The organism is Lysinibacillus sp. FSL L8-0312 (assembly GCF_038003285.1).
In the GTDB taxonomy this organism is placed as follows: Bacteria; Bacillota; Bacilli; order Bacillales_A; family Planococcaceae; genus Lysinibacillus; species Lysinibacillus fusiformis_D.
The window spans coordinates 3,232,745-3,246,256 of record NZ_JBBOOV010000001.1 but is presented as its reverse complement, the minus strand read 5'-3'; the positions used below and the strand labels follow the sequence as shown (position 1 = coordinate 3,246,256).

The following is a 13,512-nucleotide window of genomic DNA, read 5'->3' as shown; positions in this document are numbered from 1 at the left end:
GCCTTATAGTAGACGGATGCTTTGAATTGGCAAGTTAATGCCGTGCACCTTTCCTTGACAGCCGCACATAAGCGTTACTCTTGTCGTTAGCTCGGATTAGGCAACCCCGCGGCACATGGATAAGACCACTTAATGCTGCTTCCTTCCGGACCTGACATGGTTCATGGGTATCCATTGCGCAGGACCCAATCGTCAACACTACGTGCAAAAGGCAGACCAAACAATACGGACAGCCTCGAAAAAGGAATTCAGTCTCGCTAGAGCGGATTGCGAGTTACAGGACACCGCTACCTTCCCACCTAGCACGGCAATAACTAGTATACTGACAGTTTGTATAAATTGCAACTTAATGCACAAATTATTTATTTCCAAGCCCTGAATAAACTACTTAAATTTTTTTCAAAAAAAATATTGACGAGTGTTTCTAGTTATGATAAATTTATTTTTGTCGATAAGACAGCAGAGCAATATAACATGGAGGTATACCCAAGTCTGGCTGAAGGGATCGGTCTTGAAAACCGACAGGCGGGTAACACCGCGCGGGGGTTCGAATCCCTCTACCTCCTCCATTTTTAAAATTTCCGACTACAATTGTAGCCGTTTTTTTTTTGCCAAAATTGTATGTATTACTTGTTAGATACCACTTCCGCCTCGGTTGTGGTATTTTTTATTATATGAATGATGGGAGGTTGTAATATTGCAATCGAAATTATCTATGACACGTGCTTCCCTTACTTGGATTTTCATTATTGCTGTCCTGACCGCAATTGGTAGTGAAATTAAAATTATGCCATTTGCTAATACAACATTCCGTTTTGGTTTAGGTACGATCATCTTCTTTTTATGCACACTACTTAAACCTACACCGATTATTTTAGCTGGTATTGCAACAAGTATAGTGACAACAATTTTTCGTGTTATTAATTCCACGTTACACAACGTTCCAATTTCTGAGAGTCTATTTAACCATTTACCAGCCGCGTTATTTTATGTATTGTTTGCAGTGTGCCTACAAATTTTAGATATTCAACAATATAGAGAAAAACCTTTAAAACTTGGTTTACTCGTCGCCTTTAGTGAGGTCATTAGTAATTTAGCAGAACAAATTTTTCGATTTTTTGTCCAAAATTATACTTTTTTATTTCTTCATGACCTTCTGATCCTATTAGCCGTAGCTATATTACGTAGTTTTTTTGTAGTAGGTATTTATAGCTCCATTTTGATTGCTGAGCAAAAAAAACGAGTACAAGAAATGCTCAATATCGGTTCTGACCTCTATGTTGAGACCCTATACTTAAAAAAATCAATGAACCATATTGAAACTATTACAGCCAGCGGTTATGAATTATATCGACAGTTAAAAGTGCTAGGTTATCGAGCTGAAAGTTTACAGGCACTTCATATTGCCCAGGAAATCCATGAAGTGAAGAAAGATTCTCAACGTATATATGCTGGTATTTCGAAGATTGTGGGCGAAAGAAGCTTCGGCCCTTTCGTATTATCTGAATTATTGCATTATATTGAAGAAGGCAATAGGAAATACGCTGAATTACTTGGGAAGGATATACAATTTAATACATGTATAGACTTCGATTTTCAAACAAAGGAACATATTGCACTCCTTGCTCTTTTAAATAACTTATCTGCCAATGCTGTTGAGGCTATTGAAGAACAAGGTATCATTTCTATTGCTATTGGGCGCCAAGAAGATAATACTGTAATAACAGTATGTGATAATGGGCAAGGAATTTCACAAGCAGATATTTCTGTTATCTTTGAACCTGGATACACAACCAAGTTCAATATTGATGGTGTAGCGGCAACTGGCATTGGGCTTTCACACGTTGCTGAATTAGTAGAAAAATTAAAAGGCTCAATAACCGTTGATTCAGACGATCAATATACAACGTTTAAAATCATAATTCCTACGCAAACTATTCAAACGGGAGAGACTTAAATGAGGTATTTTATTGTAGACGATGATCGTGCAAGTCGTGTTATGTTAAAACAAATTATTGAAGATAGCGGGCTAGGTACAGTTATTGGTGAGGCACGTAATGGTGAGGATGCCATACCACAGATTTTAATGACGCAGCCAGAATTTGTGTTAATTGATTTACTGATGCCCAAGCTCGATGGTATAGCAACAGTTGAGCAACTTATGCAAAATCGTTTTGAGGGACAATTTATTATGATTTCACAAGTTGTGAATAAGGAAATGGTTGGTGAGGCCTATGAACAAGGAATTGATTTCTTCATTCATAAACCAATCAACCGTATCGAAGTAGAAAATGTTTTGAAAAAAACAACTGAACAATTTCGACTTAAAAATTCACTGTTAGTTATACGTCAATCACTTACAAACATTGAATTAACTGAACAAAAGGCTCATAAAGCAACATCACGAGATCATATTCAATCTATTTTAAATGATATGGGCATTGTCGGTGAAATTGGTAGTGAGGATATAATTGCCATTATAGAAACATTACTTGCTCATCAGCATAAGATTGCACCTCTTCCTCCATTAAAAGAGCTGTATGAAGAAATTGCAGCTGTGACAAAGGCTACACCCGATGACATATTAAAGGAAAGTAAAGCCATTGAACAGCGTGTGCGCCGAACAATATTAGCTGCAATGATTAATCTTGCTAATTTAGGGGTTGTTGATTATACAAACTCTGAATTCGAGTACTATGCCCCACGCTACTTTGATTTTAAAGAGATTCGCCAGCTCATGACACAAATTGAAGACCACGATAATCGTAAAGCAAAGGTTAATATTAAGAAGTTTATTCAAGTTTTATATTCAGACATTTTAACAAAAGTAAATTAATTTTCTCGGATTTTGTCGGATTCCGTAAGTCCTCTGTATTATTAAAGTAAGGCGTGTCCTGAAAATTTAATACTAGGGGAGGTACAAAGGATTTGAAAAAGAAATTTAAAATCAGTTTAGCCGCTCAAATTTTAATCGGTTTGATTTTAGGGATCATTATTGGTGGTATCTTTTACGGAAACCCCAAAATTGAGACATATTTACAACCATTAGGGGATATATTTTTACATCTAATTAAGATGATTGTTGTACCGATTATAATTTCGACTTTAATCGTTGGTGTTGCTGGTACTGGAGATATGAAGCAACTTGGACGATTAGGCGGGAAATCTATTATTTACTTTGAAATTATTACAACTGTTGCCATCGTAGTTGGATTACTTTCTGCGAACATTTTCCAACCTGGTGCAGGTATAAATATGAATGAACTATCTCAAGGTGATATTTCAAAGTATGTATCAACAACTGAAGAAGTACAGCATGAGGGGCCATTTGATATCATTGTAGGCATTGTCCCAACAAATATCATTCAGTCAATGGCTGAAGGTGATATGCTTGCGATTATCTTCTTCTCAGTTCTTTTTGGTTTAGGGGTTGCTGCAGTTGGTGATCGAGGAAAACCAGTCTTAGACTTCTTCCAAGGGGTAGCAGATGCTATGTTCTGGGTAACAAACCTCGTAATGAAATTCGCTCCACTTGGGGTATTTGGTTTAATTGGTGTAACCGTTTCCAAATATGGGTTTGCCTCCCTGGTTCCACTTGCCAAATTGGCCATTCTTGTATATGCAACAATGCTATTCTTTATCTTTGTCGTTCTTGGCCTTGTGGCAAAATTCGCAGGAATTAGCATCTTCTATTTAATTAAAGTATTAAAAGATGAACTAATTTTAGCGTTCTCTACAGCAAGTTCTGAAGCTGTATTACCACGTGTTATGATGAAAATGGAGAAATTAGGTGCGCCAAAGGATATTGTTTCCTTTGTTATACCAACTGGTTACTCCTTTAACTTAGATGGATCAACACTCTACCAAGCCATTGCAGCATTATTTATTGCTCAAATGTACGGTATTCACCTAAGCATTGGTGAACAAATTACGTTAATGCTTGTACTAATGGTTACATCTAAAGGGATTGCAGGTGTTCCAGGAGTATCATTCGTAGTACTTCTAGCAACTTTAGGTACTGTCGGTATTCCACTTGAAGGACTAGCATTTATCGCTGGTATTGACCGTATTCTTGATATGGGACGTACAGTTGTTAACGTAATTGGTAACTCATTAGCGTCATTAGTAATGGCAAAATGGGAAGGTCGTTTCGATCGCGAAAAGATGAAAAATTACTTTAATGATAATGAAAATCTAGCGTAAGTTAAAAAAATCCTCACGATGTTGGATGGCATCGTGAGGGTTTTTTTATTTTGCTAATATTTTATCTAAATAAGCTATAATGGATTCTTTTCCATTGACATGTGCTTCCTGTGCACGCTTTTCATCTTTTTCGAGTTTGGCTTCTGCTGCTGCTACAATTTTTTCAGCCTCTTGCTGTGGCACGACAATCACACCGTCTACATCCCCAATTATATAATCACCAGGGAGAACTGTTACTCCCCCTATGGCAATGGGCACATTTACTTGACCACCACCATTTTTATTGCCTGCAGCTACGGTAGTACCTAACGAGAATATAGGGAAATTTAGCTCCCGAATTGCTTCAATATCACGGATTACGCCATCTACAACAAAACCTTGTACACCAATGCCCTTTGCTAAGGAAATCACAAAATCTCCAGCTACCGCTCTATTCGTATTTCCTTTTGCATCAATTACTAAAATATCCCCTTCATTCGCTGCTCTAATTGCTTCCAATACTGCCCCGTTTTCACCATCTGGTAAACGTACAGTCACAGCTCGCCCTGCAATTTTAAAATGATCTGCTAACGGCTTGATATCACTACGCAAATTGGTATGCCCACCTGTCGCATCTGATATAGCTGTAGTTGGTAGATGCTGAAAGCTTACTTCCACTTTTGTCATACATAACACCCCTATTATGATTGATGAAAGCCTTACACTATTATTGTAAATAAAAAATATAGACTATTTCAATATATATCGAAAACAAGTGGAAAAAATGACAACAGTATTTCACCATTATTTTTTATGAAATATGTGTATTGATATTAAAATGGCATCATCTATTTAAAGGATAGTGCCATGTTTAAGATTAAATAATTTCGATAAACTGCTTGGATTGTTCATCTAATGCTTCAGCAGCAGATGCAATTTCACTAAAATCATTTGTAGTGACGGTAATTTGTTCATTCGTTTTATCCGCTTTTTCAGCTATCCTTGTAATACTGTCTGTCACCTGACTAATTTCTCGTTCAATCCCTTCAACATTATCTTTCACTTCTGAAATGGATTGCTCAACTCTTACAGAAAGCTTTCGAACCTCTTTGGCTACTACATCAAAACCTCTACCATATTCGCCAGCTCTAGCTGCTTCAATGGCCGCATTTAAAGCCAATAAATTAGTTTGTGAGGCAATCTCTTGAATCGTTTTGACAATGCCTTTTATAGAATCCGCTTGTTTTTGAAGCTGTGCAAGATTACTTACATTTTCATTTGATTCCTGTGACACTACTTGAATGGTTTCCAGTAGGTCCTGGCTATTTTGAATACCAGCTTCTGAACGCTGATAAAGCTCTTTAGACATACTCTTTAATTTGTCGGCTACGCTCATTATCTCATTTTGACGTTCAGTAATATTAGCAGCTATTTTAGAAACACCTATTACTTTTCTTGTATTATTTGCGAAAACAGGCATATATGTCGCTTCCAACCAAATTCTTTGACCGTTAGCATCGATTCGCTCAACTTTATCCTGATAGCTATTTCCAGCTGTTAGATTACGCCAAAATTTATCGTACTCGCTACTATTCGTAAAATCAGGCAAGCAAAGTTCTTTATGGTGCTTTCCTAACATCTCCTGTACGGTATAACCTAATGTTTGAGCAAATAGCTCATTGACGTATGCTACTCTTCTGTCCATATTAAAGCGGATAATTGCTATATTACGTTCAATGGCTTGTACTACTAAATCATCGGTTACTTGAGCATCTACACTGTGCATATACAACACCTCATTTATTTCTATTTTTTTACTTAAAATATAATTATTTAACTTTTATCTTACATAAAAAACATGGGAATGCTCACCCATGTTTTTTTAATAAACGTAAAACACCTTTCGAAGTCGTTGCCACATGAAAGAGCGCCTTTTGTTCTGCACGTATAAAGTCTTCCTCTAACATTATTTTAAAATGCTTCAAAATTGCATTATAGAATCCATTTACATTATATAAAATGACAGGTTTTTCATGCAGTCCAATCTGTGCCCAAGTAAATACCTCAAAATATTCATCTAAAGTTCCTGCGCCACCAGGAAGAGCAATAAAGGCATCGGCTAACTCTGCCATTTTAGCCTTACGAATATGCATAGAGTCTACAAAATGAATCTCTGTTAATGAGGCATGTGCCAATTCTCTCTTCTGTAAATGAGTGGGCATCACACCAATTACTTCTCCACCCGCTGCTAAAACAGCATCGGCCACCTTCCCCATTAACCCTGTTTTAGAACCACCATAGACCACACCATGACCGCTGTTAGCTAGTGCTGTACCTAGCTCCGCCGCCTTCTCAGCATAAATAGGATTTTTACCTAAACCAGATCCGCAATACACTGCAATTCTTATAGTAATCCCTCCTATTCAAAAAACGTGCAACAATCAGCTATATATTGTCCCACGTTTTTTGGTCATTTACTTTTACTTTCGTAAATGGCTTGTTTGTTTTAGCATATGACTGATGCGGCTCACAATTGATTCAATGGCATCAGGATTTTTTAATAAATCATAATCGTTAATATCTAAACGAAGAACTGGACAGGAATTAAAGTTATTAATCCAGTTTTCGTAGCGTTCATGCATTTCTACCCAATAATCATTCGGTGTCTGTTGCTCCATGGCACGTCCACGCTCTTGAATACGACCAATAACTGCATCAATTGGTCCTTCAAGATAGACAAGCAAATCTGGATGCGGGAAATAGGGTGTCATCACCATCGCATCAAACAAATTTGTATATGTTTCATAATCTGTCGGACTCATTGTTCCTTTATCATAGTGCATCTTAGCAAAAATCCCAGTATCTTCGTAAATGGATCGATCTTGTACAAATCCTCCGCCATATTCAAAAATACGCTTCTGTTCTTTAAATCGCTCTGCTAAAAAGTAAACCTGTAAATGAAAGCTCCATTTTTCAAAGTCATCATAAAATTTATCAAGGTATGGATTCGTATCTACTTTCTCGAATGATGTACGAAAGTTTAGTGCCTCTGCCAACGCCTTTGTCATCGTTGATTTTCCTACACCAACAGTTCCTGCAATAGTGATGACTGTTTGTGGTGGAATATCATACTTCTCTCTTAAATTCATTATTGCAAACTCCTTTGTTGTAACGTATCTTTAATTATTTTTAAAACATGTTCTAAATCATTTGGATTTTTTACAAAATCAAGCTGATCTCCATTAAATCGAATAACTGGAATTTCAGGATGCATGTTCTCAAAATGCTGGATAAAGGAATGATAATCAGCCACAAGCTGCTCCATGTAATCTCGTGAAATCATCTTTTCAAATTCTCGACCACGCATGGCGATACGCTTCATTAATGTTTCAACGCTGGCATGTAAATAAACCACTACATTTGGAACAGGCATATCCTTCGTTAAAATTCTATAGATTTCCTCGTACTTGTCGTACTCAGTTGGCGCCAATGTACGTTTCGCAAATATTAAATTTTTAAAAATATGATAGTCTGCTACAACCGGTTTGGCATGCGCTAATCGAAATTTTTTAATATCCGTTAATTGCTTATAGCGATTACAAAGGAAGAACATTTCCGTTTGGAAACTCCACTCCTCAATGTTTTCATAAAACTTATTTAAAAAAGGGTTTTCGTCTACAATTTCTTTTAATAGATGGTAATTAAATGTCGCTGCTATCTCTTTTGATAAAGAGGTTTTACCAACACCAATCGGACCTTCTACCGTAACAAATGGAACCGTCACCAGAAGTTCCTCCTTTTTGTTCGATGGATTATCACGTTGTGCCCTACTTTGGCACCTCATTCATTAAATAAATCAGTACTTTTCATTCTATCATAGTAGGAAAATGAAAAACAGAATCAACCTATTGATTGTTCTAGTAAATTTCTCTGCGCGATTTTTCTCTAATTCATAGAAAAAAGACATCGAGAATATACTTCCCAATGCCCTTACAATTCTTATAATTTCACTCGCTGTAATCGTAGTGCATTCAATACTACCGATACCGAACTGAAAGCCATTGCCGCCCCTGCCACCCACGGAGCAAGTAGACCGATTGCAGCAATAGGAATACCTAATGTATTATAGGCAAATGCCCAAAATAGATTTTGTTTAATATTACGCATTGTTTTTCGACTCATTAGAATGGCATCTGCGATACTATTTAAGTCACCACGAATTAGCGTAATGTCTGCCGCTTCCATCGCAACGTCTGTTCCTGTACCGATTGCCATACCAATATTTGCGGTTGCCAGTGCAGGTGCATCATTAATACCGTCACCTACCATCGCTACTTTTTTCCCTTGAGCTTGAAGCTTTTTCACTTCATCTGCTTTGCCTTCAGGTAATACTTCAGCAATTACATGATTTACGCCTACCTCTGTTCCTATGGCTTGAGCAGTCCGTTCATTATCACCAGTCATCATAATGACCGTAATGCCCATATCCTGTAAACGATGAATAGCCTCTTTTGATGTATCTTTCACTGTATCAGCGACCGCTACTAAGCCTGCATATCGACCATTAATGGCAGCAAGCATCGCTGTTTTGCCGTTGCGTTCTAGTTGCTCCATGGTTGGTAATATATCATCAATATAAATTCCATATTGTTGCATTAATTTACGTGTACCAATGACAATACCTTGACCTGAGACAGTTGCCTGCACACCATAACCAGGTATTGCTTCGAAGAATTGAACTTCACCTAAAGCGATACCACGATCTTCTATACCGTGTACAATGGCTTCTGCTAGAGGGTGCTCTGATTGTTTCTCAGCTGCCCCAATTAAAGATAAAAAGCGTACTTCATCCTGCTCTGATGCTAATAAAACATCTGTAAGCTCAGGTTTACCATGTGTCACTGTACCAGTTTTATCTACAACTACTGTATCAATACTTTGTGTTTGTTCTAAATGTTCTCCACCTTTAAATAAAATACCAAATTCAGCTGCACGTCCTGAGCCTGCCATTATTGACGTTGGCGTTGCTAATCCAAGAGCACATGGACAAGCAATGACAAGTACTGCAATTAAAACCTCTAAAGCAGGTGTAAATTCACCAGGTCGAACCCATATAATCCAAATTAAAAATGTGACAATTGCAATGCCAACAACGATTGGTACGAAAATCCCTGAAATTCGGTCTGCCAAACGTTGAATCGGTGCTTTTGATCCTTGAGCATCTTCTACCACTTTTATGATTTGCGCTAATGCTGTATCACGACCAACCTTTGTCGCTATCATTTTAATAAAACCATTTTTATTAATCGTAGAACCAAATAATGGATCGCCTTGTTTTTTATCAACTGGTAGACTTTCCCCTGTTAACATTGATTCGTCAACGGCTGTTATTCCCTCTATTACCTCGCCATCAACTGGAATCTTTTCCCCTGGTTTCACTAACATTACATCGCCAATGATCACTTCTTCTAAAGGAATCTCTTTTTCTACACCATCACGTACAACAATAGCAGTTTTGGCTTGAAGTCCCATTAGTTTTTTTATGGCTTCAGATGAGCGTCCTTTTGCTTTTGCTTCAAATAATTTACCTAATAAAATTAATGTAATTAAAACTGCACTCGTTTCAAAATAAAGATGTGGACCATGATGTAATCCTATCGTCACAATTGCTTGATAGACACTATAGAAATAAGCAGCTGATGTCCCCATGACCACAAGTACATCCATATTTGCACTGCCATTGCGTAATGCTTTATAGGCACCTACATAAAATTGCTTACCAATAATAAATTGCACAGGAGTAGCCAATAGCATTTGGACCCATGGATTCATAAGGAATTCTGGCACATATAAAAATGACGTAAAGGAAAAATGGCCGACCATCGTCCAAAGCAATGGTAAAGAAAGAATAGCCGAAAAAATAAATTTCCGTTGTTGCTGTTTAATGGCTTTTTCACGGTAATCCACTGTTTCCTGCTCATCTGCCTTTTGATGAGCACCATAGCCTAACTTCTCTACCTTTGCAATGATATCTGCCATGGACACTTCTGATGGATTAAACTCAATCACCGCTTTTTCCAGTGCTAGGTTAACATTGGCAGAAGAAATACCACTTAGCTTATTTAACCCTTTTTCAATGCGAGTCGCACAAGCTGCACATGTCATACCCGTAATATCAAGCTCAGTCTTTTGTTTAACAACACCATAACCTAGTGCTTCTATTTTCTTTTCAAAATCTTCTTCAGTTAGCTTTTTTGAGTCATACTTAATAGATGATTTTTCTAGCGCTAAATTAACCGTCGCTTGTTCTACCCCATCCATTTTATTTAAGCCTTTTTCTATACGAGTGGCACAGGCTGCACATGTCATGCCTGTAATTTGCAAATTCGCTTCTTTTATATCAGAACTCATTTACCTTTCACCTCTCCTTATACCAACAGGGGGTATATATTTTTGAAAATAAGAGAGTGCTACAGGAGCACTCTGCAACTACTATTTTACATCATAGCCTTGATCATCAATTGTCTCTTTAATTTGATCAATGGATACTTGTGCATCATCAAATGCAACATCAACTAAACCATCTGCTAAATTAACTTTTACTTGTTCAACACCAGCTAAAGCACCAACATTTTTTTCAACTGCACTTACACAATGACCACATGACATTCCTTGTACATTTAACGTTACGTTTTGCATAATAAAATCTCTCCTTTTAATATGGTTTATATTTATTTTTTCATTAACTTTTGAATCGTTACTACTAACTCATCTAAAACCGCTTCATCGCCCTCTGATAAACGATCTACAACACAACCCTTTAAGTGACCTTCTAATAATATTTTTGCCACACTATTTAATGCGGACTGTGTAGCAGATAGTTGCGTAATAATATCATCACAGTAAACGTCTTTATCAATCATTCCTTTAATGCCGCGAATCTGGCCTTCAATACGATTTAAGCGCGTTGTTAAATCCTTTTTCACACGCTCAGGGTGATGACTTTTTCGACAAGACGTAGCTCCCTCTGTATGACAAACATCATCTTTTACTGTGTCTTCCATTCTACCCCTCCTACCTCAACCTCATAATACTATACCCAAGAAGGGTATGCAAGCGATAAAAATTTTTTTATTCATGATGATGCTCATGATCATTTTTTAATTGGCATAAAATTGTATTTCCATGTTGATGTGATGCCGTTTCTAATTGAATGGTTACATGCTTAATACCCTTATGCTCAAGATTATGTTCAATTTTTCGTAGAATATGCTCACCATCAGCTATTTTTAACTGTTCATTGACAACTGCATGACAGGACAATGCATTCGTTCCACTAGTAATTGTCCAGATGTGTAGATCATGGATACTGTTTATTCCATCCGTCTGTTCTATTAGTTGAATAATCTCCTGAACATCTACATTTGAAGGTGTTCCTTCCATTAAAACATGGATTGAAGCCTTTGTGACATAGTAGCCACTTCTTACTACTAATAAAGCAACAATTACGCTCGCAAGTGGATCTGCCCAGCCCCAGCCAAAAAACATAATTAATAAAGCCGCAACAATTGCCCCTACAGACCCTAGCATATCGCTAAGTACATGTAAAAAAGCGCCACGCATATTTAAATTATCTTTTGTGTCACTGCCACGCAGCATAATCCAAGCCACTAAAATATTAATGAACAAACCAATCGTACTAATAATAAGCATTCCTGAAGTAGCTACTTCAGGCGGATTGGCAAAGCGTTTAAACGCTTCATAGAAAATAAATAATGCTATACCTATTAATGTAATACCATTTAATACAGCAGCTAAAATTTCAAATCGTTTATAACCATACGTTTTACTATAGCTAGCCGCCTTTTCTCCAAACATAAAGGCTAACATCGCAATACCTAAAGAGATAGAGTCACTTAACATATGACCTGCGTCTGATAAAAGAGCTAAGCTATTCGTTAAAAAACCACCAATTGCCTCTACTATCATATAGCCTGTAATAATAATAAACGACAGTAATAACACCTTTTTATTTGCACCATGTGTATGATCATGACCGTGATCGTGTTGATGTCCCATTTGTATTCCTCCATTTCATTTAATTATGTGTCGCATGCTCAATAGCTTGCTTCAATAAATTCATAATGTGATCGTCATCCTTAGAATAATACAAGGTTGTTCCCTCTCTTCGAAATTTCACTAAGCGTAAATTTTTTAAAAAACGTAATTGATGAGAAACAGTCGATTGGCCTAAATCTAAAATTTCAGCAATGTCGTTGACTGAATGTTCATCTGTACATAGTAAGTTTAAAATGCGAATTCGAGTCGGATCACTCAATGCCTTAAAGGTTTGAGATACTACAAATAATGTCTCTTCATCTAAATGCTGAATTGCAATTTTTTGTGTTTTTGAACTTTTTATTGTTTCATCCATAAAAGTTTACCCCATTCTTAAATATTTATATATGAGCATGTGTTCATGTATAAATATATATGGTTATTTTAGGAATGTCAATAATCAACTATACCGAAGCCTAGTTGCATTCAGATTTAGCTTTGTGCTTACACAAAGCGTTCCTTTCTGATTCCTTGACACCCGCTGAAAGAAAGTTAAAAGTAGCAATTACCAATTAAGCAGGATAAACTACTTTATAAGGAGAGATTTTTAGTGGATATTTTTGAAACAGATCGTCTATTTATGAAACAAGCATTAAAAGAAGCCAAAAAAGCAGCTATACTTGGGGAAGTGCCTATAGGTGCTGTACTTGTTTACAATGGGGAAATTATTGCAAAAGCTCATAATTTACGAGAAACAACACAAAATGCAACAACACATGCTGAGCTAATGGTTATTCAAGAGGCTTGTAAAAAAATCGGCAGCTGGCGTCTCGAAAAAACAACACTCTATGTTACGCTTGAACCTTGCCCAATGTGCGCAGGTGCAATTTTGCAATCTCGTGTACCACGTGTTGTCTATGGTGCAAGAGATATCAAAGCAGGCTGTGTAGATTCACTCTATCGTTTATTAAACGATGCACGCTTTAACCATGAATGTGAAGTATCTGAAGGAATCTTAGCAGATGAATGTGGACAAATTTTAACCGATTTTTTTAAAGCCTTACGAGAGCGTAAAAAAGCTGAGAAAAAAGCACGTATAGCTTCGAAAAATGAGACTATCAATTAAAGAAGGTGCCTCCTAATGAGACACCTTCTTTTTCATCCTCAGAGTAATAGCAATATATACGAACTGTGTCGTAGCAGCAACAGCATCTTCATAGGTAATGAACATTAAGGTTAAATAGTTAATCGTCTGAAAACACATTCACCTTC

Annotated in this window: 14 protein-coding genes, 1 tRNA gene and 1 other RNA gene; 5 read left to right on the top strand and 11 right to left on the bottom strand. The window is 36.9% G+C overall.

The window, feature by feature from the left end; genetic code table 11:
- Positions 1 to 40: 40 nt before the first annotated feature.
- Positions 41 to 308: signal recognition particle sRNA large type (gene ffs / locus MHI22_RS16395), an RNA gene on the bottom strand.
- 168 nt (positions 309 to 476) lie between these two features.
- Between ffs and MHI22_RS16390 the strand changes: the two genes are divergently transcribed.
- The 4 genes from MHI22_RS16390 (at position 477) to MHI22_RS16375 (ending at position 4,203) form a co-directional block, all read left to right on the top strand.
- Positions 477 to 569, top strand: a tRNA-Ser gene (locus MHI22_RS16390).
- 128 nt (positions 570 to 697) lie between these two features.
- The gene (locus tag MHI22_RS16385) at positions 698 to 1,957 is read left to right on the top strand and encodes a sensor histidine kinase (RefSeq protein WP_051891648.1); all 1,260 of its coding nucleotides are present in this window, start codon (positions 698 to 700) and stop codon (positions 1,955 to 1,957) included.
- The gene (locus MHI22_RS16380; protein WP_036122124.1) at positions 1,958 to 2,836 is read left to right on the top strand and encodes a response regulator; all 879 of its coding nucleotides are present in this window, start codon (positions 1,958 to 1,960) and stop codon (positions 2,834 to 2,836) included. It begins immediately after the preceding gene.
- Between the two features lie 92 nt (positions 2,837 to 2,928).
- Complete coding sequence (locus MHI22_RS16375) at positions 2,929 to 4,203, top strand: cation:dicarboxylate symporter family transporter (RefSeq protein WP_036122120.1); 1,275 nt, start codon at positions 2,929 to 2,931, stop codon at positions 4,201 to 4,203.
- A 45-nt stretch (positions 4,204 to 4,248) separates the two neighbouring features.
- Here the strand turns inward: MHI22_RS16375 and MHI22_RS16370 are convergent, their stop codons facing one another.
- From MHI22_RS16370 to MHI22_RS16325, 10 genes are all read right to left on the bottom strand, one after another.
- On the bottom strand, positions 4,249 to 4,869 hold the full coding sequence (locus tag MHI22_RS16370) for an RraA family protein (protein ID WP_058843212.1): 621 nt from the start codon (positions 4,867 to 4,869) through the stop codon (positions 4,249 to 4,251).
- Between the two features lie 190 nt (positions 4,870 to 5,059).
- The gene (locus MHI22_RS16365; RefSeq protein WP_036122113.1) at positions 5,060 to 5,968 is read right to left on the bottom strand and encodes a methyl-accepting chemotaxis protein; all 909 of its coding nucleotides are present in this window, start codon (positions 5,966 to 5,968) and stop codon (positions 5,060 to 5,062) included.
- Between the two features lie 82 nt (positions 5,969 to 6,050).
- The gene (locus tag MHI22_RS16360) at positions 6,051 to 6,578 is read right to left on the bottom strand and encodes an LOG family protein (RefSeq protein WP_058843213.1); all 528 of its coding nucleotides are present in this window, start codon (positions 6,576 to 6,578) and stop codon (positions 6,051 to 6,053) included.
- A gap of 84 nt (positions 6,579 to 6,662) precedes the next feature.
- Positions 6,663 to 7,331 (bottom strand): deoxynucleoside kinase, encoded by a 669-nt coding sequence (locus tag MHI22_RS16355; protein ID WP_036122086.1) that lies wholly within the window; start codon positions 7,329 to 7,331, stop codon positions 6,663 to 6,665.
- Positions 7,331 to 7,966 (bottom strand): deoxynucleoside kinase, encoded by a 636-nt coding sequence (locus MHI22_RS16350; protein WP_036122083.1) that lies wholly within the window; start codon positions 7,964 to 7,966, stop codon positions 7,331 to 7,333. The genes MHI22_RS16355 and MHI22_RS16350 overlap by 1 nt, the downstream gene beginning before the upstream one ends.
- A gap of 215 nt (positions 7,967 to 8,181) precedes the next feature.
- The gene (locus tag MHI22_RS16345; RefSeq protein WP_340812385.1) at positions 8,182 to 10,593 is read right to left on the bottom strand and encodes a heavy metal translocating P-type ATPase; all 2,412 of its coding nucleotides are present in this window, start codon (positions 10,591 to 10,593) and stop codon (positions 8,182 to 8,184) included.
- Positions 10,594 to 10,674: 81 nt separating this feature from the next.
- The gene (copZ, locus tag MHI22_RS16340; RefSeq protein WP_058843215.1) at positions 10,675 to 10,881 is read right to left on the bottom strand and encodes a copper chaperone CopZ; all 207 of its coding nucleotides are present in this window, start codon (positions 10,879 to 10,881) and stop codon (positions 10,675 to 10,677) included.
- Positions 10,882 to 10,913: 32 nt separating this feature from the next.
- A complete protein-coding gene (locus tag MHI22_RS16335) occupies positions 10,914 to 11,246 on the bottom strand; it encodes a metal-sensitive transcriptional regulator (RefSeq protein WP_036122075.1) in 333 nt (110 codons plus the stop codon).
- 67 nt (positions 11,247 to 11,313) lie between these two features.
- Positions 11,314 to 12,261 (bottom strand): cation diffusion facilitator family transporter, encoded by a 948-nt coding sequence (locus MHI22_RS16330; RefSeq protein WP_340812384.1) that lies wholly within the window; start codon positions 12,259 to 12,261, stop codon positions 11,314 to 11,316.
- A gap of 19 nt (positions 12,262 to 12,280) precedes the next feature.
- Positions 12,281 to 12,616: an ArsR/SmtB family transcription factor gene (locus tag MHI22_RS16325; RefSeq protein ID WP_340812383.1), complete on the bottom strand. Its 336-nt coding sequence runs from the start codon at positions 12,614 to 12,616 to the stop codon at positions 12,281 to 12,283.
- Positions 12,617 to 12,850: 234 nt separating this feature from the next.
- Between MHI22_RS16325 and tadA the strand changes: the two genes are divergently transcribed.
- Positions 12,851 to 13,366, top strand: coding sequence for a tRNA adenosine(34) deaminase TadA (gene tadA, locus MHI22_RS16320; protein WP_196243739.1), 516 nt, complete (start codon positions 12,851 to 12,853; stop codon positions 13,364 to 13,366).
- The last annotated feature ends 146 nt before the right edge of the window (positions 13,367 to 13,512 follow it).